This window comes from Paracoccus sp. 22332 (genome assembly GCF_052045125.1).
Taxonomy (GTDB): domain Bacteria; phylum Pseudomonadota; class Alphaproteobacteria; order Rhodobacterales; family Rhodobacteraceae; genus Paracoccus; species Paracoccus haematequi_A.
This window is the reverse complement of the sequence record NZ_JBQEOI010000002.1, coordinates 85,386-108,665: the sequence shown is the minus strand read 5'-3', so window position 1 is coordinate 108,665 and position 23,280 is coordinate 85,386. Positions and strand designations below refer to the sequence as shown.

General features: G+C 68.0%; 28 protein-coding genes and 1 pseudogene. 6 read left to right on the top strand and 23 right to left on the bottom strand.

All coding sequences use genetic code 11. The annotated features are described in order from the left end of the window. Nucleotides 1–84: 84 nt before the first annotated feature. On the bottom strand, nucleotides 85–483 hold the full coding sequence (locus tag ACTJI6_RS02470) for a hypothetical protein (protein ID WP_440797514.1): 399 nt from the start codon (nucleotides 481–483) through the stop codon (nucleotides 85–87). A 56-nt stretch (nucleotides 484–539) separates the two neighbouring features. Here ACTJI6_RS02470 and ACTJI6_RS02465 point away from each other — a divergent pair, with 56 nt between their 5' ends. Beyond that, complete coding sequence (locus tag ACTJI6_RS02465) at nucleotides 540–1,313, top strand: alpha/beta fold hydrolase (RefSeq protein ID WP_440797512.1); 774 nt, start codon at nucleotides 540–542, stop codon at nucleotides 1,311–1,313. Here the strand turns inward: ACTJI6_RS02465 and ACTJI6_RS02460 are convergent. From ACTJI6_RS02460 to ACTJI6_RS02450, 3 genes are read right to left on the bottom strand one after another with little or no spacing between them, the layout of a single operon-like run. Continuing rightward, on the bottom strand, nucleotides 1,291–1,617 hold the full coding sequence (locus ACTJI6_RS02460; RefSeq protein WP_440797510.1) for a hypothetical protein: 327 nt from the start codon (nucleotides 1,615–1,617) through the stop codon (nucleotides 1,291–1,293). The two genes, ACTJI6_RS02465 and ACTJI6_RS02460, sit on opposite strands and share 23 nt — an antisense overlap. 34 nt (nucleotides 1,618–1,651) lie before the next feature. Then, on the bottom strand, nucleotides 1,652–2,014 hold the full coding sequence (locus ACTJI6_RS02455) for a cell division protein ZapA (protein WP_126154613.1): 363 nt from the start codon (nucleotides 2,012–2,014) through the stop codon (nucleotides 1,652–1,654). Beyond that, a complete protein-coding gene (locus tag ACTJI6_RS02450) occupies nucleotides 2,014–2,490 on the bottom strand; it encodes a hypothetical protein (protein WP_440797508.1) in 477 nt (158 codons plus the stop codon). The genes ACTJI6_RS02455 and ACTJI6_RS02450 overlap by 1 nt, the downstream gene beginning before the upstream one ends. A 117-nt stretch (nucleotides 2,491–2,607) precedes the next feature. Between ACTJI6_RS02450 and hisB the strand changes: the two genes are divergently transcribed. From hisB to ACTJI6_RS02435, 3 genes are all read left to right on the top strand, one after another. Continuing rightward, nucleotides 2,608–3,195, top strand: a complete 588-nt coding sequence (hisB, locus tag ACTJI6_RS02445; RefSeq protein ID WP_440797506.1) for an imidazoleglycerol-phosphate dehydratase HisB — start codon at nucleotides 2,608–2,610, stop codon at nucleotides 3,193–3,195. Further along, nucleotides 3,195–3,824, top strand: a complete 630-nt coding sequence (gene hisH / locus ACTJI6_RS02440) for an imidazole glycerol phosphate synthase subunit HisH (RefSeq protein WP_440797504.1) — start codon at nucleotides 3,195–3,197, stop codon at nucleotides 3,822–3,824. Before hisB ends, hisH begins: the two co-directional genes overlap by 1 nt. Before the next feature lie 105 nt (nucleotides 3,825–3,929). After that, on the top strand, nucleotides 3,930–5,072 hold the full coding sequence (locus tag ACTJI6_RS02435; RefSeq protein ID WP_440797502.1) for a Hint domain-containing protein: 1,143 nt from the start codon (nucleotides 3,930–3,932) through the stop codon (nucleotides 5,070–5,072). 34 nt (nucleotides 5,073–5,106) lie between these two features. Here ACTJI6_RS02435 and ACTJI6_RS02430 read toward each other — a convergent pair whose 3' ends face one another. Next, entirely contained in the window at nucleotides 5,107–6,708 is a 1,602-nt protein-coding gene (locus tag ACTJI6_RS02430) for a bifunctional metallophosphatase/5'-nucleotidase (RefSeq protein WP_440797500.1), read from the bottom strand. 123 nt (nucleotides 6,709–6,831) lie between these two features. Here ACTJI6_RS02430 and ACTJI6_RS02425 point away from each other — a divergent pair, with 123 nt between their 5' ends. Then, nucleotides 6,832–7,167: a DUF952 domain-containing protein gene (locus tag ACTJI6_RS02425; RefSeq protein WP_126154618.1), complete on the top strand. Its 336-nt coding sequence runs from the start codon at nucleotides 6,832–6,834 to the stop codon at nucleotides 7,165–7,167. Continuing rightward, the gene (locus tag ACTJI6_RS02420; protein ID WP_440797498.1) at nucleotides 7,164–8,228 is read left to right on the top strand and encodes a quinone-dependent dihydroorotate dehydrogenase; all 1,065 of its coding nucleotides are present in this window, start codon (nucleotides 7,164–7,166) and stop codon (nucleotides 8,226–8,228) included. The genes ACTJI6_RS02425 and ACTJI6_RS02420 overlap by 4 nt, the downstream gene beginning before the upstream one ends. Here the strand turns inward: ACTJI6_RS02420 and cysE are convergent. The 18 genes and pseudogenes from cysE to ACTJI6_RS02330 all read right to left on the bottom strand — a co-directional run. After that, the gene (gene cysE, locus ACTJI6_RS02415; RefSeq protein WP_440797496.1) at nucleotides 8,219–9,049 is read right to left on the bottom strand and encodes a serine O-acetyltransferase; all 831 of its coding nucleotides are present in this window, start codon (nucleotides 9,047–9,049) and stop codon (nucleotides 8,219–8,221) included. The two genes, ACTJI6_RS02420 and cysE, sit on opposite strands and share 10 nt — an antisense overlap. Nucleotides 9,050–9,115: 66 nt before the next feature. Continuing rightward, nucleotides 9,116–9,826: a DUF2793 domain-containing protein gene (locus tag ACTJI6_RS02410; protein ID WP_440797494.1), complete on the bottom strand. Its 711-nt coding sequence runs from the start codon at nucleotides 9,824–9,826 to the stop codon at nucleotides 9,116–9,118. Continuing rightward, nucleotides 9,816–13,700 carry a baseplate multidomain protein megatron gene (locus ACTJI6_RS02405; protein WP_440797493.1) on the bottom strand — a complete coding sequence of 1,295 codons (3,885 nt, stop codon included), beginning with the start codon at nucleotides 13,698–13,700 and terminating at the stop codon, nucleotides 9,816–9,818. Before ACTJI6_RS02405 ends, ACTJI6_RS02410 begins: the two co-directional genes overlap by 11 nt. 21 nt (nucleotides 13,701–13,721) lie before the next feature. After that, nucleotides 13,722–14,150, bottom strand: a complete 429-nt coding sequence (locus tag ACTJI6_RS02400) for a peptidase (protein ID WP_440797491.1) — start codon at nucleotides 14,148–14,150, stop codon at nucleotides 13,722–13,724. Then, nucleotides 14,143–14,976 (bottom strand): DUF2163 domain-containing protein, encoded by an 834-nt coding sequence (locus ACTJI6_RS02395; RefSeq protein ID WP_440797489.1) that lies wholly within the window; start codon nucleotides 14,974–14,976, stop codon nucleotides 14,143–14,145. Before ACTJI6_RS02395 ends, ACTJI6_RS02400 begins: the two co-directional genes overlap by 8 nt. Further along, nucleotides 14,973–15,605 (bottom strand): phage distal tail protein, Rcc01695 family, encoded by a 633-nt coding sequence (locus tag ACTJI6_RS02390; protein WP_440797487.1) that lies wholly within the window; start codon nucleotides 15,603–15,605, stop codon nucleotides 14,973–14,975. The genes ACTJI6_RS02395 and ACTJI6_RS02390 overlap by 4 nt, the downstream gene beginning before the upstream one ends. Nucleotides 15,606–15,618: 13 nt before the next feature. Continuing rightward, nucleotides 15,619–16,275, bottom strand: coding sequence for a phage tail tape measure protein (locus ACTJI6_RS02385; protein WP_440797485.1), 657 nt, complete (start codon nucleotides 16,273–16,275; stop codon nucleotides 15,619–15,621). 12 nt (nucleotides 16,276–16,287) lie between these two features. After that, nucleotides 16,288–16,491 carry a rcc01693 family protein gene (locus ACTJI6_RS02380; RefSeq protein ID WP_440797483.1) on the bottom strand — a complete coding sequence of 68 codons (204 nt, stop codon included), beginning with the start codon at nucleotides 16,489–16,491 and terminating at the stop codon, nucleotides 16,288–16,290. After that, the gene (locus tag ACTJI6_RS02375; RefSeq protein WP_126154628.1) at nucleotides 16,488–16,802 is read right to left on the bottom strand and encodes a gene transfer agent family protein; all 315 of its coding nucleotides are present in this window, start codon (nucleotides 16,800–16,802) and stop codon (nucleotides 16,488–16,490) included. Before ACTJI6_RS02375 ends, ACTJI6_RS02380 begins: the two co-directional genes overlap by 4 nt. Then, nucleotides 16,802–17,215 carry a phage major tail protein, TP901-1 family gene (locus ACTJI6_RS02370; RefSeq protein ID WP_440797481.1) on the bottom strand — a complete coding sequence of 138 codons (414 nt, stop codon included), beginning with the start codon at nucleotides 17,213–17,215 and terminating at the stop codon, nucleotides 16,802–16,804. The genes ACTJI6_RS02375 and ACTJI6_RS02370 overlap by 1 nt, the downstream gene beginning before the upstream one ends. A 12-nt stretch (nucleotides 17,216–17,227) precedes the next feature. Then, complete coding sequence (locus ACTJI6_RS02365) at nucleotides 17,228–17,647, bottom strand: DUF3168 domain-containing protein (RefSeq protein WP_440797479.1); 420 nt, start codon at nucleotides 17,645–17,647, stop codon at nucleotides 17,228–17,230. Continuing rightward, a complete protein-coding gene (locus ACTJI6_RS02360; RefSeq protein WP_440797477.1) occupies nucleotides 17,644–17,982 on the bottom strand; it encodes a head-tail adaptor protein in 339 nt (112 codons plus the stop codon). The genes ACTJI6_RS02365 and ACTJI6_RS02360 overlap by 4 nt, the downstream gene beginning before the upstream one ends. After that, on the bottom strand, nucleotides 17,979–18,596 hold the full coding sequence (locus tag ACTJI6_RS02355) for a head-tail connector protein (RefSeq protein WP_440798017.1): 618 nt from the start codon (nucleotides 18,594–18,596) through the stop codon (nucleotides 17,979–17,981). The genes ACTJI6_RS02360 and ACTJI6_RS02355 overlap by 4 nt, the downstream gene beginning before the upstream one ends. A gap of 188 nt (nucleotides 18,597–18,784) precedes the next feature. Continuing rightward, complete coding sequence (locus tag ACTJI6_RS02350) at nucleotides 18,785–19,948, bottom strand: phage major capsid protein (protein WP_440797475.1); 1,164 nt, start codon at nucleotides 19,946–19,948, stop codon at nucleotides 18,785–18,787. 104 nt (nucleotides 19,949–20,052) lie between these two features. Further along, nucleotides 20,053–20,580, bottom strand: coding sequence for an HK97 family phage prohead protease (locus tag ACTJI6_RS02345; RefSeq protein ID WP_440797473.1), 528 nt, complete (start codon nucleotides 20,578–20,580; stop codon nucleotides 20,053–20,055). A gap of 3 nt (nucleotides 20,581–20,583) precedes the next feature. Continuing rightward, the gene (locus tag ACTJI6_RS02340; RefSeq protein ID WP_126154635.1) at nucleotides 20,584–20,817 is read right to left on the bottom strand and encodes a GTA head formation protein, RCAP_rcc01685 family; all 234 of its coding nucleotides are present in this window, start codon (nucleotides 20,815–20,817) and stop codon (nucleotides 20,584–20,586) included. A gap of 4 nt (nucleotides 20,818–20,821) precedes the next feature. Then, nucleotides 20,822–22,006 carry a phage portal protein gene (locus tag ACTJI6_RS02335; protein WP_440797471.1) on the bottom strand — a complete coding sequence of 395 codons (1,185 nt, stop codon included), beginning with the start codon at nucleotides 22,004–22,006 and terminating at the stop codon, nucleotides 20,822–20,824. A 171-nt stretch (nucleotides 22,007–22,177) separates the two neighbouring features. Then, a pseudogene (locus ACTJI6_RS02330) lies at nucleotides 22,178–23,280 on the bottom strand (DNA-packaging protein); the annotation flags it as partial.

The window sequence follows — 23,280 nt, the reverse complement described above, 5'->3', positions numbered from 1 at the left end:
GTGGGGGTTTGCCCTAACATCCCAGCGAATGCTGGGAATGCAAGACCAGCGCGCAGTAAACCCGCCCTGCGGGAAATGCAACCGCTAGAGATGGCCGCGCTTCAGCATGATCCAGATCACGCCTGCCGCCAGAACCAGCAGGCCGAACACGACCGAGGCCGCGAAGCCGATCGCCCTGCCCCGCCACCGCGACAGTTCCCCAAGCGGTTGCAGATGGGCGGTCAGCGCCTGATGGGCCCGCGACAGCCGGACCAGATCCAGTTGCCGCGCGATCTTGGGCTGGGCCGACATCTCGTCCGCCCGCGCCAGGGTCCAGGCCTGCTTGCGCAACCGGCGCGGCAAGGCCCCGCCCCGACGGCGCAGCATCGCGGACAAGGGCGGCCTTTCACCCCGGCGCGCGCCGCCGAAGCGGGCGGCGATCAGGCGCGACACCTCGTCCGCCATGTCGCGGATGTCGTCGGCACTGGTTGCGTGTCGTGTCATGGCCCGCAGTCTAGACGCTCTGGTCCAGGGGCGCCAGACGATCTAGGATCGCCCCCATGAAACTGAATCACAGCATCACCGGCACCGACGACGGCCTGCCCGTCCTGATGGTCCACGGCCTGTTCGGCCAGGGCCGCAATCTGGGGGCGCTGGCTCGCAGGCTGGCGGAACGCCGCCGCGTGGTGACGGTGGACATGCGCAACCACGGCGACAGCTTTCACGACGCCGACCACAGCTATCCGGCATTGGCGGGGGATCTGGCCCAGGTGATCGGGGATCTGGGCGGGCGCGCGGATCTGGTCGGCCATTCGATGGGCGGCAAGGCGTCGATGGTGCTGGCGCTGTCGCAGCCAGGCCTGGTGCGCAAGCTGGCGGTGATGGACATCGCGCCGGTCGCATACGGCCATTCCCAGACCGCGCTGATCGACGCGATGGAGGGGCTGGATCTGTCCTCCATCGACCGGCGCAGCGCCGCCGACGCCGCCCTGGCGCGGCAGGTCGTCGATCCGGGCGTCAGGGCCTTCCTGCTGCAATCGCTGGATCTGAAATCCGATCCGAAGGCATGGCGGCTGAACCTTGCCGCCTTGCGCGACCAGATGGACCGGCTGGTCGGCTGGCCCGAGGGCCTGCCCCACGCAGCCTTCGACGGCTCCGTGCTGGAGATCGCGGGCGAACGGTCGGATTACGTCACCGATGCCGGGCAGGCGGCGCTGCGCACGTATTTCCCGCAGGCACGGGTGATGCGCGTGAAGGGCGCAGGGCATTGGCTGCACGCCGACGCCCCCGAGGCGGTGGCCCAGATCCTGATCAGCTATCTGGGCGACGGCTGAGGGCGCCCCAGCAATCCAGGTCGAATCGCACCACGCCGGTATCGCGCGGCGCCAGGGCCTTGCCGCTGAAGGCGATCACCTCGCATCCCGTGGCCTGGGCGGCGGCCTGGGCCATCAGCGCCGGAATGTCCCGGCGCGACGGGCGTGCGACAAAGGTCATCCGCACGACCTCGGCCACCTCGTCCTTGTGAAAGACCGCGAAGTCGATTCCTTCCAGCCGGACATCGTGCCGCGACGCCCCCAGCATCCGGGGCGAGGGACTGGCGCAGGCGCACAGGATCAGCAACAGGACAAGGGCACGCATGGCCCCTGTCTGGCACCGAATGCTTAAGGCCGGGTTAACGGCTGCCCTGATCCTCCAGCCGCTCGGCCAGGGATTCGGCCCGTGCGGCCAGTTCGGCCATGGCCTCTTTCAGGTCGGAGGGGATGACCGGAACCTCGACCCGCGGGGGATTGGCTTGCAGCCGGTTCAGGTGGCGTTCGGCCTTTTCGGCGCGCTCTTCCAGCGTCGCCACGCGGTCGGCCAGCATCAGCCCGGCCAGCAGCAACAGGCGCGGTTCGGGGGTGCGGCCCGCCTGGGCCAGGATCTGCTGCGCCTCGGCGTCCAGAAGCGCGGCGGCGCGTTGCAGCAGCCGTTCCTCTCCGTCCTGGGCGGCGACGCGATATTCCTTGTGCCCGATGGTGAAATCGACCTCGGCCATTACCTGTCCTCCTCGATGCCGCCGTCCTGGATGCTTTCGGGAACGCCGCCCGTGTCGCCTGCGGCTTCCGGGGTGGCGACGGGCGCGGCGGCGTCTTCCGCCAGCAGCCGCTCCACCTCGGCCATCAGGGCGCCAAGCTGGGCCGCCTCGGCCGCGCGGGCGGCGCGCAGGGCCTCGATCTCGGCCTCCAACGCGCGGCTGACCGCCTCGGCCACGTCCCCGCCCGCTTCCTCGATCAGAGCGCGGTTGGCGGCGATCAGGTCGTCATTGGCGGCGGCCAGGCGGGCGGCCTGTTCGGCCATATCCTGCCGCCCCAACCGATCCGTCAGCATCCTGATCTGCGCCTGGGCCGCCGCGAGGTCTTCACGCAGGTCCGGGCCATGCCCCGCATGAACAGGGCCGCCGCGATCCAGAAACTGGTCGATGCGGTCCAATGCGGCACTCAGGCGGCGTTCGCTGACAGAGATATCGCTCATCGGCGGTCCTTTCGTAGCGTTCCCCCGGTTGTCGCATTGCCTCTGGCCCATGACAAGCCTGCCGCTTGGCGCGCCCCGCACGGACGCCTATAAGGCACCCGACGAAAGGACATTGCCATGCGCGAAGCCACCATCACCCGCACCACCGCCGAAACCCAGATCGAGGTCGCGCTGAACCTGGACGGGACCGGCGTCTATGACAACCAGACGGGCGTCGGCTTCTTCGATCACATGCTGGACCAGTTGGCGCGCCATTCGCTGATCGACCTGACCATCCGCGCCAAGGGCGACCTGGATGTCGACGACCACCACACGGTCGAGGATACCGGCATCGCCATCGGCCAGGCCCTGACCCGCGCGCTTGGCGACAAGAAGGGCATCCGCCGTTACGGCAGCTTCCTGCTGGCGATGGACGATTCGCTGGTCCGCGCCGCGTTGGATCTGTCGGCCCGGCCGTTCCTTGTGTGGAACGTCGATTTCCCGACCGAGAAGATCGGCAGCTTCGATACCCAGCTTGTGCGCGAATTCTTCCAGGCCCTGTCCACGCATGGCGGGATCACCCTGCATGTGGACCGCATCCACGGCATCAACAGCCACCACATCGCCGAGGCCGCCTTCAAGGCCGTGGCCCGCGCCCTGCGCGAGGCGGTGGAACCCGATCCGCGCATGGCGGGCGTGCTGCCGTCGACCAAGGGGGCGCTGTGATGCGGGTGGCGCTGATCGACTATGACAGCGGCAACCTGCATTCCGCGGAAAAGGCGTTCCAGCTGATGGGCCGAGAGGCCGGGGCCGAGGTCGTCGTGACCTCGGATCCGGCGGTGGCGGCGCGCGCCGACCGGATCGTGCTGCCGGGCGACGGCGCCTTTCCCGCCTGCCGCGCCGCCCTGGGCGAGGTCGACGGCATGGCCGAGGCGCTGCGCGAAGCGGTTCTGGGCCGCGGCGTGCCGTTCATGGGGATCTGCGTCGGAATGCAGATGCTGGCGACGACGGGCCATGAATATCGGGAAACGCCGGGCCTCGACTGGATCGGCGGGCAGATTCAGGCGATCGCCGCGCCCGGCCTGAAGGTGCCGCACATGGGCTGGAACGATCTGGCGATCGACCGTCCCCATCCGGTGCTGGACGGCATCGCCACCGGCGATCACGCCTATTTCGTCCATTCCTGGCAGTTCCAGGTGGACGACCCCGCGCATCTGCTGGCGCATGTCGATTACGGCGGGCAGGTGACGGCGGTGGTCGGGCGCGACAATATCGTCGGCACCCAGTTCCACCCGGAAAAATCCCAGGCGGTCGGTCTGCGCCTGATCGCCAATTTCCTGGCCTGGAAGCCCTGACGGATTACCTTGCGGTAAACCGACATTAACGCTTCGTTAACCATCGCAGGATATGCGTTCGGGGACGGCCGCGTTTCCGGCCGTCCAGCCAGGGCGGCGAGGCGCATGGATTACCAGTTCACGATGCTGACCGTCAGTCAGCAGATCACCACGAAACCTACCGGCACCGATGAACCGGCACCGTGGTCGAACATCACCACGGCCATCTCGATGCCCGGCGCCACGCTGTCGACGATCACCCTCAGCGACGACGACGGACATTTCCAAAGCGGCCGCTATGCCCCCGACAGCACGGGACAAACGCTGACCACGGCGGTGACGTTCGGCAAGGACGCGCAGCCCACCCCGGCGGGAACGCCGCTGTCCTTCCACACCGCGACCATCATCCGCAGCGCCACGGCCAATCCCGACGGCAGCCATGACGAATTCAGGGCGCTGTTTCCCCGCAAGCTGATCCCCAACGCCATCGGCACCGAACTGGGCGGGCGGTATTCGGTCCTGCTGATGCCCGTCGCGCGCGCCGACGGCACCTATCCCACCTTCAGCCTGGCGAATTCGTACACCGTCAAGGGCGTGCAGATCCTGGGCCGGACCAACGATTCCGCCGCCTATCCGGTGAACGTGACCTGCTTCGGCATGGGAACCATGATCGAGACCGGCACCGGCCCGCGCCGGGTCGAGGATCTGCGCCCCGGCGACATGATCCTGACGCGGGATCGCGGGTTGCAACCCTTGCGGTGGCTGGGCGGATCGCATCTCGGACCCGAGGGGCTGGAGATGCGCCCGAACCTGCGGCCGATCCTGATCCGGGCGGGCGCCTTGGGCGCGGACAGTCCCGCGCGCGATCTGGTCGTGTCGCCGCAGCACAGGCTGCTGCTGCGGTCCCGAATCGCCGACCGGCTGTTCGAAAACGGGGAAATCCTGGTGGCCGCCAAGCACCTGATCGGCTTGCCGGGGATCGAGGTGACGGTTCCCGCCGGGGGCGTCACCTATTTCCACCTGTTGTTCGACCGGCACGAGATCGTGCTGTCGAACGGGGCCTGGTCCGAAAGCCTGTTCACCGGATCCGAGGCCCTGAAATCCGTCAGCGACGCCGCGAGGAGAGAGATTTTCGCCCTGTTCCCCGACCTTGTCGGCGGCAGCCCCCCTCGGCCGGCGCGCCGCCTGCTGACCGGGCGCGAGGCGCAGCAGCTCGCCGAACGGCAGCGCCGCAACCTGGGCCGGCGCCGCCTGGTCGAACCCCTGTAAGGGCCGTCCCCGGTCCGGCCGGGGGCGGCGGGCATCACTTGACGGTGATGCGCCCGTCAAGTGCAGGCTTGTAGGCCCCCTCCTGCGCGCCCAGATAGGCGGCCACCACATCGGCCAGGTCGGGACCGAAATCATAGGCGTTCTGCGCCTTGGTCTCGAACACCTCGTAACCGTCGCCGCCCGAACGCATGTAGTTGTTCGACACCACGCCGTAGGTCGCGCCCGAATCGATGGGCGCCCAGGCCCCGTCCTTCATCACCATCACCTCGCTGATGCGGCTGCCCGGTTCGGCCGCCGGATCGACGGTGTATTTCAGCCCCGCCACCTGGGCAAAGCGCCCCGCGCCTTCCTCGTACTGGCTGGCGCCGTTTTCCAGGGCCGCGATCACATCAGCGCCCTTCAACTGGAAAGTCGCCAGCGTGTTCTGGAACGGCAGGACGGTATAGACCTCGCCCATCGTGACCGGCCCTTGGTCGATCGAGGCCCGCAGGCCGCCGCCATTGGCGATGGCCAAGGTGATGCCCTGGTCCTTGACGCGATCCAGCATCGCATCGGCGACCAGGTTGCCCATCTCGCATTCGCGGACGCGGCAACTGGCGCGGTCGCCGTCGATGGGCGCCGCGGCCTCGGCCACGACCTTCTGGCGCAGTTCCTCGATGGGGGCGGCCATCTCCTTGACCCGCGCGGCGATAGCCTCGTCCTCGGGGACCGAGTTGTCCAGCAGGATCGGCTGCCCCTCGGCCTTGGTCAGGGTGCCGTCGTCGTCGAAGGTCAGGGTCAGGTGGCCCAGGTATTTCGAATAGGCATAGGCGGTCGCGATCGGAACCTCGGCCCCGTCAGGCCCTTCGACCATGGTGGGATAAGGCCCCTCGGCCCCTTCCATGTCACCCAGCAGCGTATGGGAATGCCCGCCGACGATGGCGTCCAGGCCCGGCACCTGCCTGGCGAATTCCTGGTCGCGCAGATAGCCGACATGGGTCAGGGCGATGATCTTGTTCACCCCCTGGTCGGTCAGTTCCTGCACATCGGCCTTGAGGCTTTCGATATCGTCCTGGAAGATCACATTGGGACCGGGGGACGCCGTTTCCGGCGTATCCATCGCCAGGGCCGAGACGATGCCGATCTTTTCCCCGCCGACGTCCAGCGTCACGACATTCTCGATCTTGCCCTTCAGCACGTTGGACTGCGACAGATCCAGGTTCCCGGACAGGACCGGGAATTCCACCCCGTCCGCCAGCACCGCAAGGCCCTCGGGACCGTCGTCGAATTCATGGTTGCCGACCGCCATCGCGTCATAGCCGATGGCGGTCATGAATTCGACGACATCCTTGCCCTTGTAGGTCATGTAGAACAGCGATCCCTGATACTGGTCGCCCGCGTCCAGCACGATCACCTTGCCCCCATCGGCGGTGATCTGGTCGCGCAGTTCCTTGACCTTTGCCGCCACCCGCGCGACGCCTCCGAAGCATTCCCCTGCCTCCAGGGTTTCCGCGTCGCAGGTGCTGTCGTATTTGTTGATCGCCTCGATGCGGCTGTGCAGGTCGTTGGTGTGCAGGATGTGCAGGACCGTCTCCGCCTGGGCCGCGCCCGCGAAAAGCGCCGCGGCCGAAACGGCGGTCAGAAGGCGAAATGGCATGGGTGATTCCTTTCTCGTTCCGGTGGGTCGGATCGGAAGGAAGCTTGGCCCAGGGCGCAGAAAGGGTCAAATGCGCCATCGCCGCCGCTTGACCCGGCGCAGGGACAGGCGGCAAATGCGGGCATGATGATCTACAAGGTTCTCCGCCCGGCCGAATGGACCGATCTGCAAGCCGCCGGCGTCACCCAGGGCGCGCCGGTCGATCTGGCCGACGGGTTCGTGCATTTCTCGACAGCGGCGCAGCTTGCCGTCACATTGTCCAAGCATTTCGGGTCCGAGGGGGATTTGATCCTGCTGGCCTGCGATCCGGCAGCCCTTGGCGACGACCTGCGGTGGGAACCGTCGCGCGGCGGGGATTTGTTTCCCCACCTCTATCGCCCGCTGGCGATGCAGGATATCGCCTGGTCGCGCGTCATCGGACGCGGCGACAACGGCCACGAGACGGGACCGCTGGAATGAACCTTGTGGAAAAACTCGGCCTGGCCGCGCTGCATCGGCTGGACCCGGAACGCGCGCATGACCTGTCGATCCGCGCGCTGTCGACGGGACTGGTGCCCCTGCCCGGATCGCCCGTCACATCGGACAGGCTGCGAGTCACGCTGGCAGGGCTGGATCTGCCGAACCCCATCGGACTGGCAGCGGGATATGACAAGAACGCCAAAGCCGTCGCGGCGCTGATGCGGGCGGGCTTCGGCTTCGTCGAACTGGGCGCGGCCACCCCGCGTCCGCAGCCCGGCAATCCCAAGCCGCGCCTGTTCCGCCTGCCCGAGGATCGGGCCATCATCAACCGTTTCGGCTTCAACAACGATGGCGCGCAGGCAATCGCATCGCGGATGGCGGCGCGCCCTGCGGGCATTCCGGTGGGACTGAACATCGGGGCGAACAAGGACAGCGCCGACCGGGCGGCGGATTTCGCCGCCGTGGTGGACGTGGCGGGGGCATCGGCGGATTTCCTGACGGTCAACGTCTCGTCGCCCAATACCGAACGGCTGCGCGATCTTCAGGGCGCCGATGCCTTGGCCGCGCTGCTTCGCGGAGTGCTGGAGGCCAGGGACCGGCTGCCCTCGCGCCTTCCGGTCTTCCTGAAGATCGCCCCCGACCTGAGCAATGGGGAAATCGGCGACATCGCCGCCGTAGCCTTGGACCGCGGCGTCGACGGCATCATCGCCACGAACACCACCCTGTCGCGCACGGGCCTTGCAAGCGCGCATTCGGGCCAGCCGGGCGGGCTGTCAGGACGCCCGCTGTTCGAACGCTCGACCGGGGTTCTTGCCAGGCTGTATCGCGCCACGGGCGGCGCCCTGCCGATCATCGGAGTGGGGGGGATCTCGTCGGCGGACGACGCGTGGGAAAAAATCCGCGCAGGCGCCAGTGCCGTGCAGATCTATTCGGCCCTGATCTATCACGGCTTTTCTCTGGTGACGCAGATGGCGACTGCCCTGGACACGCGGCTGCGCGATCAGGGCGTCACGTTGGAGGATCTGCGCGGCAGCGGAGCCGCCGACTGGGCTCAGAGATAATCCTCGCCCAGTCCCAGCAACTGGTTCATGCTCTGCGACGGCTCGGGACATCCCGCATCGCCGATCACACGGGCGGGAACCCCGGCGACGGTCTTGCAGGACGGCACCTCGTGCAGAACCACAGAACCGGCCGCAATGCGGGAATGGTGTCCCACATGGATATTGCCCAGAACCTTGGCCCCTGCCCCGATCATCACGCCGTCACCGATCTTCGGATGTCGGTCGCCGTCCTCCTTGCCGGTGCCGCCCAGGGTGACGGAATGCAGCATCGACACGTCGTTGCCGACCGTCGCGGTTTCGCCGATCACGATGGAATGGGCATGGTCGATCATGACACCCGTGCCGATGACGGCCGCCGGGTGAATGTCCACGCCAAAGCATTCCGAACAGCGCATCTGCACGAAATAGGCCATGTCGCAGCGCCCTTCCTGCCACAGCCAATGCGCCATGCGATAGGCTTGCAGCGCCTGGAAGCCCTTGAAGAAAAGGACCGGCTGCAACAGCCGATGCGTCGCCGGATCGCGGTCATATACCGCCATCAGGTCCGCCCGCGCCGCATCCCCTAGTGCGGGCGACATGCGATAGGCCTGGTCGGCGATTTCGCGCAGGATCTGCTCGCTCATCTCGCCGCTGGCCAGCTTCAGGGAAAAGCGATAGGCCAAGGCGGCTTCCAGGCTGTCGTGATGCAGCAGGCCCGCATGGATCAGCGATCCCAGCAGCGGCTCGTCGCGAACCGCCGCACGTGCCTCGTCCCGCAACTGCGCCCAGATCGCATCGCGATCAAGGCCCAGGTTCTTCTTGGTGCTGCTTTGCATGTTCATGTCACGGGTCCAGGCCAGTTCTTGGCCCTTCTTAGCGCGAACAGGCGTCCGGGAAAAGGACGGGTCTCAGTCAGGCAACCGCAGGTCCAGCCAGTGAACCGCCAGCTTTACCTTTCCGCCGGAAAATCCCCCGCCCTCACCCGTCATCAGCAGGGTCGCGCCGCTGTAATAGGTCATCGGCGCGCCCAGCATTCCGCGCGCCCATGATCCGGCGGCCTTGCCCAAGCCCTGACCGAAGCGGTTGTTCGAGTCAGCCGTGCCCAGCCGCCAGGTCGTCAGCCCGCCGGTCAGGGCTTGAGTGACCTTGGCGACCGCGCCAACCACCATGGCGCCCGCCGGGATGGCGATGCCGGTGTTGAAGGTCGTGCCACTACCGACGGTCACCTCGCCCTGGGCCATGCCAAAGGCCAGCCCCGAACCCATGCTGCCAAAGGTCGCGGCGCCCATGAACCAGCCTTGGCCGTCAAAGACGGCCTCGACCCCGCGATCCGCGACAAAGGCCCGCATTCCACGCGACGGCGGCGCGAAGACCCAGCCGCCGTTCGCGCCGACCGCGATCCGTCCCGCCTGCCCCGCCCAGGCGCCGGATGCGCCCTGCGGCACACCCCAGGCCTGACCGTCGATCACCGTTTCCGGCGGGACCGCCACCGACACGCTTTCCAGGACGGCATTGGTCAGGCCGTCCAGGCGCATCAGCGCCTCGTTTACCGTTACATGCTTCTGCGCCTGGGCCGATTGCAGCAGCGGCAGCTGAAGACGCCTCGTTTCAGTTGTCATTGAAAATCCTCCTGACAAAGGGGCCCGGCCCGAACTGGTCGGACAGTTGGGCGACTGCGACGACAAAGGCGCCGCCTTGGAGGGCTGCGGTCCAGACCTGTTCGGGCACGGCATATTCCGGCAGGCCGACATCCGCCTGATGCAGGACGATGCCATCCCGCAAGATACGGACGCGATAACGTTCGCGAACCTCGCCCAGGGGAATGTCGGCGCCGTCCCATCCATCCCCCTCCACACGGCTGCGGCGGATCCAGGACAGCGTGCGACCCGAGGCGCGCAGATGACAGGGCGCATAGGGCCGCAAGCCTATTCCGCGCGCCTCGGTCACCTGGCCGCGATAGCTGTGATCGTCGAAGGCCCGCTGGGCCGGGCCGATGCGCCAGAACCGCTCCTGCCCCCTGGCCGAGGGCGGCAGGTTCACCTGTTGCGCCGCACCGTCCAGCAGCACGACCACGCTTCCCTTGGGCCAGACCTCGGGCATGATGCCGTCGGTTCCCGCTTGGCCGCGCAGCCTGTCGCTGATCTCCCACAGTTCCTTGCCCACCGGGACGGCCGTGGAGAATTGGAGGATCTCCCAATTCTCCAGCGACCCGTCCCCGATCGCCAGGGCATTCGCGCCCGCCAGCAAGGCCTTCTGACCCACCGATCTCAGCGACGCATCCTTCAGCCGGATGCGCAGGGGCGCGCCGCGATCCATGACGCCGGACCGGGCGCGGCCCAACGCGTTTTCCGTCCGGCCGATGAAGGCGCGCCGCGACAATGTGGTGTTCAACTCGAACCCTCCGTCGCTTTCGACCGACGCATAGGCGACCACCGAACCCGGCCAGGGCTTGGCGGTCGCTGCCAGATAGGGGGCGTGCGGCTGTTCGTCGCCCTTGAGCAGCGGCAGATCCAGAAACAGCGACCACACCGGCAGCGGCGGGCTGTAACGGGTGACGATGCCGTCATCCTCGTTGGTGACGGCCGGGCGATAGACGCCCGGCTCGACCCGGACGGCATCGACCGTCACCGCCCCGGCACGCTCGACCCGGTCGATCCGCCAGCGTTTGGGTTCGGCCTTTCCGTCATCCATGCGGATGACATCGCCCGGCCCCAGATCCCCTTGCGACGGTGGCAGAACAAGTCGCGCCGTATCCCGTGACACCACCGCTTCCGCCAGCCAGCGTTCGGCAATCGCACGGCCCTCGGCACGCGTCAGCGACATGGGGAATTCGCTGTCGCTGGCCGTGTCGCCCAGGGTGTCGGCCAAACTGGCCTCGGTCGTGGCGGTGGTGTAATCGCCTCCGGCCTCCACATGCGTCACCCGCAGCCGCCCGGTCAGTTCCGCCTGGGCCAGGCGCATGGTTTCGAACCCCCGCACCTCATCGCCTGTCGCCAGATGCTGCTGCCCCAGGTCACGCTTGACCCGCCCGTCCCTGGGCAGGAAACACAGGCAGCCGTCGCGTTCCACCGCGTCGATGCCATGGGCAAGCAGGATCGGCTGCAAGGCCGCGCGCGAGGTTTCCCCGCCATTGACGTGAAAGCCACGCACCACACCCGTGACGGCGCTGACGTCGAAATTGACGACACCCGCCTCGCGGCAGATATCCGCGATGACCGCCGCCAGCATCACCGACCCCGCGCGACCATTCAGCCAGTGGCCACGCTCCCATGCGGGACCGTCGGACCACAGGTCGGTTCGCGCCGGGAATGCCGGATAGGGCCGCGCGTCCCAGCACCAGACATGCGCCCGGTCCAGGACCACCATGCGCCCACCGCCTTCCCTGGCCGGATTGTTCGCTGGCTTCGACCAATAGGACGTGACCGCCTGGACATAGGCAGCCTGGATCGCATCGTCGCGCTGCCCGTTCGAGTAATACGGCAGCGTGCTTTCCGAACTCATGGCGTCCAGGAACTTGTTCGGCTGGTTGGTGGCCTTGTCCAGGGCCGCGCAGCCGTATTCGGTGAACCAGATCGGCTTCGATCCCGGCACCCATCCGGTCGCCTGCCGCGACCGCACGCCATTCGGGCGGTCATAGTGCAGGTTCTGCCACCAGCTTGCCAAATCCTTGTATTTCCAGACCCATGCCTCGTCATGGGCACCATCGGTGATCGGCGTGCGCCGCTGTGCATCGCGGTCGGCATCGCTGGCGTAATACCAGGCATAGCCCTCGCCGCCGCAGACATTGGACTCCAGATAGGCGGGATTGCCGATGCGACCCCAATGCGCGTCCAGATGATCATCGTCATCGCGCCAATCGGACAGAGGCATGTAGTTGTCGATGCCGATGAAGTCGATCTCGGGATGCGCCCACAGAGGGTCCAGGTGGAAGAAAAGCTCTCCGTTGCCCGGATGATGGCCGAAATATTCCGACCAGTCGGCAGCATAGCCGATCTTGACCGTCGGACCCAGGATCGCACGAACGTCCTGGGCCAGACGGCACAGCTGCTGGACAGCGGGATAGCTGTTCCCCGCGCCGCGGATCTGGGTCATGCCGACCATCTCGGACCCGATCAGGAACGCATCGATCCCCCCTGCTGCCGCGCACAGATGGGCGTAATGCAGGATGAACCGGCGGTAAGACCATTCGTCCGGCCCGGTGTAGCGAACCTTGTCGCCATCGCGTGCGAAATCACCAACTGCGGCCTTGCCGAAGAACGCATCGACCTCGGCCTTGGCCGCAGCCGTGCCATCGGTCGAGCCGGCTCGACCCGGCGCCGTCGACGTGGTGATCCGCCCGCGCCACGGCATGACCGGCTGTTCACTCGCGCCATAGGGATCGGCCAGGCCGTTGCCTGCAAGCTGCTCCATCAGGATGAAGGGATAGAAAACCGCCTTCCGCCCCGACGCGGCGATTGCGCGCAGCCCCTCGACGACAGCCTGATCCGCAGGCGTCCCGCCATAGATCGGGCGGTCCTTCACCCGCGCGACCTGCGCCGCGGCGGACCGGCCGATACCGGCCACGGTCCAGGGCATCTCGGAGCCGTCGGTTTCCCTCTGCTCGACCTTGGGCTGAACCGTGCAGCGGCCGATCCGCAGGTCGCTGCCAAACCAGGACACGACCAGCGACACCGACCCGACATTCGGCAACTCGCGCCCCAGAATGGTCATCGAGGCGGCGAAATCGGTCCCCCCCATGGGCGTGTTCACGTTGGTCGAGCGCAGTTCGCCCAAGCCCAGATCCTGATTGACCGGCGTCGTCGCCAGCGAATATTCGCCAGTGCCGGGGATCAGCGCGACCGCGCGCACGTCGCGGCACAGACCGCTGCCGTCCTGCGCAGGGGACGTGATCTCGAAACTCAGTTGGGGCATCCGGTTGCCCCAGGCTTCCAGGTTCAGATCCTCCAGCACCACATAGGCCAGCCCTCGATAGGCAGGCGCCAGATTGCCCTCATGCGCCGCGATGGCGGGGTCCGGCTGCTGGCTCTCGTCGCCGTTATAGACGCGCATGTTCAGGTCGTTGGCCGAAATCTCCTCGCCATCGGCCCAGACGCGGCCGATCCCCAGGATCCGCCCTTCGCACAGCGCCAACGCCACCGACAGGCGATAGCTGATCTGCGTGACGGTCGACCGCGGCGTCCCCTTGCCGCCGCCCGCATCCTCGGACCGCGCGATCTCCTCCAAGGGCGAAGCCCAGATGACATGGCCCGGCAGCCGCATCTGTCCCCAGATGCGTGGAATCGGCGCGCCCTCCCCTGCGGTTTGCAGGCGCAGGCGGTCGATGCGGCCGGTTTCCACGGCCTTGGACCCGCTGCCCAGCAGCCGCTGGTCGATGACCCGGCCGACCGTCGCGCCGACCGCGCGGCCGATGACGGCGCCCGACAGGCCCAGAACCGCGCCGCCGAAGCTTCCGCCAATCGACGCCCCTACGGCGGACAGCACGATGGTCGCCATGATGGCCTCCTTGTCTTGAAATCAGGGAAAGCGGAACCGGGCCGCGATCCGGTTCCGCCAGGGCGTCGTCAACGGGCTGTCGATGACGCCATGCGCGTTGTAGGCGTGGATGAAGCGCGGTGCCTCGCGCGCATCGGACAGGATGCCCAGGTGCTTGGCGACCGCCCCTTCGCGCATCCGAAACAGCAGCACGTCGCCCGCCCCAATCGCATCCTCGCGGGGGACTGGCACCAGATGGCGCAGCGCGGCCGCCATCAGAACCTCTTGCCCGCCGCCCTCGCCCCAGTCGGGGGTATAGGGGGGCGGAGCCTCGGGTTCGGTGCCCAAACGTTCGCGCCAGATGCCCCGGATCAGGCCCAGGCAGTCGCAGGCGACGCCCCGAGTGCTGGCCTGGTGCTGATAGGGCGTGCCGATCCAGGCCCTTGCCACCGTCACGACATCCTCAACCACGACGCGACCCCGCTTGCGGCGCCATGATCCAGTCTTCGGACGGAAGATGAGGAAAGCCGCGAAAGTTGACGAAGTTGTTGAACTTGTTCAGGCACGTCGCGGCCCGCTTGTCGCAGCCGGCGACAAGCCTGATCCGGTCCCCGGCAACCGGCGCGATCCCCAGACCCTGCCACAGCTCGATCTCTCGCCTGCCGTTCGGCAGCGCGGTGTCGTTCTTGACCGTGGCGCTCAGCCCCTCGGCGCTGCCGGTCAGGACCAGCAGGCTGCCGCGTTCGAACCAGCCAGCATCATAGGCCGGAAAGTCCGCGAAGCGCAGGATACGCCCATCCTTGATGTCCGCAACCTCTGTCTGGATGGCAAAGGTTTCCCCCGTCAGCGCCAGCTTGCAGCGCCCGTCCCCCAGCCGGGCCGAGCAGCGCGGATGAAACACCCGTCCCCGCGCGGCGTTCAGCGGTTCCGACAGACCCCGAAGCTCTGCCCGGAACGCGCCCTGGGACCGCGCGATTTCCCCCAGGCTGCCCGCAAACACCAGACGCCGGGCTGAAACATCGGTCCAGTCCACCTCCCACATCCTGACCTCGGCGCCGTCCCAGCGGCCCGCAAGAACGTCCCGTTCCGTGATCGCGTCGTCGGACAGCGCCCCTTCCGCTTCCGAGTTGTCGACCGACAGCCCGGTGGCCTGGACCAGGGCACGGGCCGACATGCCATGGTCGGGCCGAAACCGGATCCCGTCAAAGGTCAACGTCGCATCATGGTCGGTGAAACCCAGCACCATTCCGTCCGTGCGGCGCACCATCCAGGCGCGCGCCGTTGTCGTGACCGTCATACCCGCACCTCGATCACCGGAATGGCCGGCATCTCGCCCGCCTGGAAGGACGCCACCGAAACCGCAATCCGGTCGGTATCGAACCGCACCGGCACATCGAATTCAAAGCCGGCCGTGACCTTGGCACCCGGCTCGGGCGCGTCGGTAAAGGTGATCAGGCCGGCAGCGTGATCGACCTGGTAATGCGTGCCGGGAAAGACCTCGTTTCCGCCGACCCCTGCGCGGACAGTGTCCTTGACCGGCTTGCCGATCGGCCGGGTATAGCGGCCCGGTCCCGAGATATAGGTCTTGGCCAGTTGAAAGACCCGCGTCACGCCGTCGCCCTGCGCGATGACCTGATCGTCAAAGGCCGGGGCGCGCGACGGCAGGCAGCTTTTGTAATCCGTCCAGTCCTTCCAGCGAAAGCCGTGCAACTGGCCCGCCCGCGCCTCGAAGAAGGCGACCAGGGCGGACAGGTCGTCCAGGGACCGCAGTCCCATGCCCGCGTCATAGCGGCGGCGGGCATGCGCCCAAGGGGTGTTGCGCTCCTCGAACCCGCTGGCAAGGGCAACGATCTCGGTGCGCCGTTCAGGCCCGCCGACCGAACCGAAGGACAGGTTCGCCGGAAATCTTACCTCGTGAAATGCCATGTCGGTCCCTGTTTCAACTGTTGCGCTCGCCACGCGCCAGGACGCGGCCCAGTTGCGCGGCGATCTGGGATTGGCTGCGCTGAAAGCCCGCGACATCCGGCGTGGTGACGTTCACCGTGACGTTCATCGACCGCGACCCGCCCCCGGCCGCGGCCACGCCCAGCCTGCCATCCGCCCCCCGGCGCAGCGGCATGATCGCCTCGGGGCCGGCCTCGCCCATCAGGCCGGTGGCGCCGCGCATCGGGAAATGCGTGGGCTGGCTGACCACCCCGCCCTTGGCAAAGGGCATCACCCGGCCCTGAACGAAGGCCCCGCCATCGGCAAAGGGCATGGCGCCGGACAGCATCCCGCCGATTCCCTGCGCCAGCGATCCGGCCAACGCATTCTCGACCGGCTTCATCGCCATCGAGAACACCGTGTCCGCGATCGACCGACCGATGCCCTTCAGCGACTCGGACAGCTTTTCGCCGTCGAAGATCAGCCCGTCGAAGGCGCGCCGCAGGCCGCCCTCGATCCCCGAACTCAGCGATCCGACCTCGCGCGCGGTGACCGTCACCGACTGCCGCAGCCGATCCAGCTCCGCCTCGAAGGCGGCGGTCATGCGGCTGGTCTGGCCGAATCCCTGATCCAGGTCGTCCAGCGTCGTGCTGAACCCATCCTTGTTGGCCATAGCCCCTGCCCCTTATCCAGATGTTTCGCGCGGCCTGTCGGGAAAGCGCGCGGCCAGTTCCGCCAGCCGGTCCCGCGTCATCACGGGCGGCCCTGCCTCGACCCCCAGCATCAGCGCCAGTTCGGCAGGCGTCAGCGCCCAGAACTGATCCGGGCGCAAGCCCAGGCCCCGGATCCCGACCCGCATCAGGCCCGGCCAGTCCAGCCCCCCGCTCATGCGGCGATCCGAAACGCCCGCGCCAGCAATTCGGCGGCGGCGCGCCCCGCCGCGACCGGCCCCCCGTCGATCTCGACCGTCAGCAGGTCCGTCGCCGTGCCGCGCCAGCCGCCGCCGCGCAGCCCCGCCACCAGCACCGCCAATACGTCGCGGCTGCTGAAGCGGCCCGCCTCGAACCGCCCGGCGATCTCCATCAGGCTGTCGGCGCCCAAGTCATGCTCCAACTCGGCCAAGGCGCCCAGGGTCAGCCGCGCCACATGGGCGGTGCCGTCCAGCACGACCTCGACCTCTCCGCGCATCGGGTTCGCCATCACAGCGCCACGAAGGTCAGCACACCGGCCGAGGCCATCGTCACCTCATAGGTCGCCTCACCGTTATAGCTGCCCGCATATTCCAGCGCGGTCAGTTGGAACGGCCCCTCGACCGTGCCGAAATCCGGGATCACCACCTGAAAGCGCGGCACCTCTCCGTCGAAGAAGATCTGCCGCGCGCGCCCATCGGTATCGGCATCGCGAAACACCCCCGATCCGGAAATCGAGGCGCTGCGCACCCCTGCCCCGCCCAGCAGTTCGCGCCAGCCGCCTTCGCTTTCCAGACTGGTCACATCGACCGTCTCGGCATTGAACGACAGGCGGGATGCGCGCAGCCCGGCAATCGTCTCGAACGCTCCGTCCCCGGTCATGTCCATCTTGATCAGCAGATCGCGTCCATTCTGTGCCGCCATGGCCCTTACTCCTCAGCCCAGGTCAATGCGCGCGCGAAAGGTCAGATCGACCCGCCGCGCCGCGCCTTTTTCAATCCGCCGCGCCCTGGCGCGTTGGAACCACAAGCCCGTCAGCCGTCCCCGGCTCAGCGCCAGCTGCGCCTGGTCCAGGGCATCGGCCACCGCCACGGCAGCGGCCTTGACCGCCGCGAAGCCCACGCCCTGATCCGCGCCCGACAGGACCGAGACGACGAAATCGTGCTGCGACGCGGCCGCCGTCATGTCGCCCGCATCCCGCACATCCTCGGGACCAAGCGAGACATAGACGCCCGCAGGCGCCTCGACCGGCATGGCGTCGAAGATCGCATCGCCGACCAGATCGCTCAGCGCGGCGTCGGCGCGCAGATGCTGATAGACCGCCCCTTGCAGGGCGACGCTTGCCGCAAAGCTCATGTCTGGTCCTCCTCGCGCGCGAAACATGTCAGCCACCGGCCGGTGGGGTCGCGTTCGGCGACCGCCTCGACCGCGAACAGGCGGCTGCCCATCCGCAGCCGCTGGCCCGCCACCGGGCGCCGGGGATCGCCCGCGCGGGCGCCCCGCACGGTGATCCGCCATGACACGACGCTTTCAGGCCCGACCTCGGCGCCCCGCTCCTGCCCGGCCCCCGCCTTCATCTCGGCCCACAGCGATCCGATCCGCTGCCAGACGGTGCGATAGCCGCCCATCCCGTCGTCCTGCCGGACCGAGCCTTCCAGATCCAGACGCACGTTCAGGTTCGGCCCGCTCATCGCCGCGCCTCGCGGCTGCCGCGACCGGCCAGGGTGCGGACCTGCCGCCAGCGTTCGATCAGCGCGCTGACGCCGAATGGCATCGCGCCCTTGGCACCGTCATGGCTGCGGTCCTCATAATACCGCGCCGCCAGCATCACCACCGCCTGCGCCAGATCCGCCGGAACCTTCGACCAGGAATCGCCGAAGCCTGCGGTAAAGGTCACGCTGACCATGCCCCGGCGCGGCACATGAGGCAGGATCACCCCCGCGGGCAGGATCATCGGCCGCTGTCCATGCGGCAGCAGCCGCCAGTTTTCGGCCGGCACCTCGGTCACGGTGCCCATCCCGTCGTCGATTTCGATCTTGTCGACCGCGATCACCGGCGCCAGCGGCAGGGTCTGGCCCAGCCGGTCGCGCCAGTCGTCCAGTTGCATCCGAAAGCGCCGGGTCAGCAGCACCTTACCCGTGCGCGCCTCGATCGTGGCGATCGCCGCGCGCAGGAACCCCGCCAGGGCCACATCCTCGGCCGTGTCATCCGCAATCTCGAAGCCCGTTCCAAGTCGCAAATGCTCGCGCAGCGCCGCGACAGGCAGCGCCTCGGCTTCGGGCGCCGTTTCCTCGATCAGCATCATCTCGCGAACCTCCCGTCTTGCTGTCCGCTCGTCATCCATCGGGACAAGGCCCGTCTGGGCCTTGCCGTCGCATCAAGTGGGAAAGACCGCGCCCGCGCGTCGGCCATCAGCGCGCGCGGACAGTTGCAAACCGGCATGGCCAGTGACCCGTGCGCGGTCTTTCCCTCACCCGATCCCTCGATCCGGGATCAGGCGAACTGCAACAGCTTGACGGCGCGGAAATCGGTCACGCCGCCGCCCACGCGCTTGGTCGCATAGAACAGCACATGCGGCTTGGCGCTGAAGGGGTCGCGCAGCACGCGCAGGTCGGGACGTTCGACGATGGTATAGGCGGCGCGGAAGTCGCCGAAGGCGATGGCCAGCGCATCCGCGCCGATATCGGGCATGTCCTCGCTGATCAGCACAGGATAGCCCAGCAGCTGCGGGGCCTGACCGGCGGCCAACGCGTCGGTCCACAGGAACCGGCCGTCGGCATCCTTCATCTTGCGGATGGCGGCGGCGGTTTTCGAGTTCATGACGAAGCTGGCATTGACCCGATATTCGGCCGCCAGCGCATAGATCAGGTCGATCAGCGCGTCCGCCGGGGCCGCCGGATCGAACCCGCCCATGGCGCCGGTCTCGACGATGCCGATGGTGCCGTCGCCCGCCGTGGCAGTGGGCGCGGTCGGATAGGACAGGATGCCCTTGGGCTTGGACACGCCATCGCCCGATACGAAGGCCGCAGCCTCGGACCGGGCGAACTTGTCGGCGATGCGCTCGGCCAGCCAGGCCTCGACATCGAAGGCGCCGTCGTCCAGCAGACGCTGGCTGGCCTTCGGCATGGCCGACAGCTCGTGCAGCGGGATCGAGATCCGGTCGATGCCGCCCGGCGTGGTCTCGGCCGCCGCCTCCTCGTCCGCCCAGCCCGCGCCCGTCTCGCCCTTCTCGACCAGCACTTCATAGCTGGCGGATTCGATGGTCACGACATTGGCCAGCTTGCGCAGCGACGCGCCCGAACGCAGCACGTTCTGCACCGTCTCGGCCACCTGCGGCGCGGCCAGGAAGCCGCCGTCGCTGGCGACCGTCAGGCCCTTTTCCTCGATGACCAGACCGCGTAGCCCGTCATCGTCGCCGCTGCGCAGATAGGCGTTGAACGCCTTCTGATGCGGCACCTCGACCTCGGCAGTGGTGGACAGGGGGGTGCGGCCGCGAAGGGCGGTCTTGCGATCAAGCATGGTCATGCGTTCTTCCTGTGCAGTGAACTTCTTCTGAATGTCGTCACGAAAGCCCTTGAGTTCGCTGACGAACCCCATCATGGCCCCCTTCAGGTCGGCGGCCGCGCCGCCGCCATCCGCGGCTTTCACCTCGGTCATGGTCTGTCTCCTCATCGCGATGATCGGGGCCGACCTGCCCCTGTTTTCGAACCGCCGAAGCGGCCCAAAGCCGTGGGGCGAGGGCTGAACCCCACCCCGAAACCTCAAACCCGCAGCGCCTCGGCGGCCGCGGTGAACAGCGCCGCCACCTCGCGCAGGTCGTCCGCCTCCTTGCGGCCCACCTTGGCCTCGGGCAGCATCGGGAAGGTGACCAGAGACACCTCCCACAACTCGACCTCGGCCAGCACGCGGCGCCCCTGCTTGTCGCGCTCGGCGCGAATGGTGCGATAGCCGATCGACAGCCCGTCGATGGCGCCCGCCTGGATCAGCGCCGCCGCCTCTCGGGCCTGGGCCACCTCGGGCAGCAGGCGGCCCTTGACCCACAGGCCCGTCTCGTCCTCGCGGATCTCCTCCCACACGCCGATGGGCTTGGCCGGATCGTGCTGCCACAGCATCCGCACCTTGTCGCCCTTGGCCGCCAGCCGCGCCAGCGACGCCGCAAAAGCCCCCGGCGCCACCGCGTCGCCCCCCTGGTCGGTCAGCCCGAACAGGCTGGCATAGCCCTCGATCACCTGCCCGTCCGACATGACCGGCGCACCGCCCGCGAATTTCACCTCAAGTCCCGGAACCATCCGTCAGCCTCCTTTCGGCGCGTATTCCAAAATGCCCTGCACCGCCTGCGTCAGGATCACCGCGACGACGCCATAGACGGTCATCCACAGCCGCCGCTCCAGCCCCTCGATCAGCGCCTCGATCCGCTCCAGCCGCTTTTCCATGGTGCCGAATTGCAGCGCCATGATCCGCTCCTGCGCCTCGAAGCGCTGATCGTGCCAGCCGAAGCCATCCTTCACGAAACGCGAACCCTCCATAGGATCACGCCCCGGCCAGCGGCGGCAGGCCCAGAAGCGCCCGCTTTTCCGCATCCGTCAGGAAGGTCGCCGCGCCGATCCTGGCCCATTGCTGGTCGCGCTCCTCGGCCAGCGCCGGGATGCGGTCGGGATCGGGACGCAGAGCGATTTCCGCGCCCAGATGCTCGGACAGCCACCAGGCGACCGAGGCCGTGACCCGCGTCGCCAAGGGCAGCACCGTCAGGCGATAGAAGGCCCGGTGCGCCTCGGCATAGTTCGCATAGGTCGCGTCGCCGGGGATCCCCAGCAGCATCGGCGGCACCCCGAAGGCCAGCGCGATTTCCCGCGCCGCCGACAGCTTGGTTGCGTGAAACTCCATGTCGCTGGGGCTGAAGCCCATCGGCTTCCAGTCCAAGCCCCCTTCAAGCAGCATCGGACGCCCCGCGTTGCGCGCGCCCTGGTGGTTCATCTCGATCTCGCCCACCAGGCGGTCGTATTGCTCGGGCGACAGCACCCCCTGCCCGTCGATCCCCTTGTAGACGATCGCCCCGCTGGGCCGCGCCGCATTGTCCAGAAGCGCCTTGGACCAGGCCGATGCGCTGTTGTGGACATCAAGCGCCACCGCCGCCGCCTGCATCGGCGACAGCCCGTAATGGTCGTCCTGGGGGTGGAAGGACTTGACGTGGCAGATCGGATCGGGACTGCCCGTCATGTCGAAGCGGTGCTTGCGCCCGCCCACCGAATAATCATAGGCGACGGGCCATCCATCCGCCCCCGGAACGATGCTCATCCGGTCGGACCGCAGCACGTGCAGCTCCTCGGGCAAGCCTTGGGCGCCCAGGCCCGCCGCCTCGACATAGCCGTTCCCGGACAGCAGCATCTGCCCGAACAGCGCCTCGAACAGTTCCGCCCGCCCCTGCCCCGGATTGGGCCGCCGCAGCAGATCCAGCACCGGATGCACCTCGTAACGGCGGTCGCGGTCCTCGCAGACCACCGGCACCGCCGCCGCCGCCTCGGCGATCAGCTTGACGCAGCGAAAGCCCACCGGGTTGCCCACGAACCCGCCGCGCGTCAGGCTGGCCGTGTCCCGCGACGACCAGACCGCGCGCCCCGCGCCGCTGGCAAGCGCCACCACCCGGCCGGTCGCACTGGCCTTTCTTTCCAGCGCAGGAGCCTGCTTCTCCTCCCGCGAAAACAATCGAAACGCCATCTCTTGCCTCCTTGCCACGAAAAAGGGGCCGCCCCGCAGGACAGCCCCTTTGCCTTGGTCCAAATATCCTCTGGGGTGAGCCGCGCCCGGAAAAAGGTCCAGTGGACCTTTTTCAGCGGCGAACGCCTGCCGCCCCGTCGGCAGGCTGGGGGCGAAGCGCCCCCGGCTTTCTCACAACCGCCGCATCTGCGGCCGCCGCCAGCTTGCCCCCGGCTCGATCACCAGTTCGTGGATCGCCCAGACCAGAGCGTCCAGCCGGTCCGGCGACCCGCGCCCTTCGAACCCGCGCACCGTCATCTGGCACATCTGGTCCTCCAGCGCGCCCAAGCCGCGCAGATGCTTGACCCGCCCCTGCTCGTACAGCGCCGCGACGGGTTCGGCCCGCAGCCCCTTGCCGCGCCCCGCCCGCAAGGCGCGGAACGGGACCAGGGGGTCCACCTGCCGGATCACGCTTTCCACCAGGTCGCCGCCCTGGTTCACCTCGGCCACCAGCCGCTCGGCGCCGTGGCGGTCCATCGCGGCAATCGCCGCGCGCGCCCAGTCCAGCGGCCCGCCCCGGATCGTGGCGTCCTCCAGCACATAGGCCGTCCAGCTTCCCGGCTCGCCCTCGGCCACGACGCCCGCGACCACGATGCCGCACTCGTCGCTGGCCTTGCCCGCCGTCACCGCCGGATCCACCGCCACGACAACGCGCGACAGCTTCGGCGCGCGTTCCACCCGGCAGCCCTCCAGCATCGCCGTGGTCCACAGCGCGCCTTCCACGTCGTCCAGCAACACGCCGTCCAGTTCCTGCCGCCCCAGCCGGGTGCCGCCATAACGCTGCGCCACCTCGGCCAGGAAGCTTTCCGCCAGATAGGCGCGGTTCGCATCCGTCGGCGCATGGGTCGTGACCGTGGACGCATTGCCCAGAATCCGCTTCAGAACCCCCACATTGCGCGGAGTCGTCGTAACGACCTGCTGCGGATGCTCGCCCAGGCGCAGCGCGAATTGCAGCATGTCCCAGACATCCTCGGACTTCTTCCACTTGGCCAACTCGTCGGCCCAGGCCGCGTCGAACTGCGGCCCGCGCAAGGCCTCGGGCTCATGCGCGGAATAGACGGTGGCCGTCGCGCCATTGGCCCAGACCAGCCGCTTGCGCCCGGCTTCCCAGACGGGGCGCCGGTCGGGAGGCGAGCAGGCCAGGATGCCGCTTTCGCCGAACACCATCACCTCGCGCACCTGGTCGAAGGTCTCGCCCACCAGGGCGACGCGGTGGCACCGGCCGGGTGCGGCGG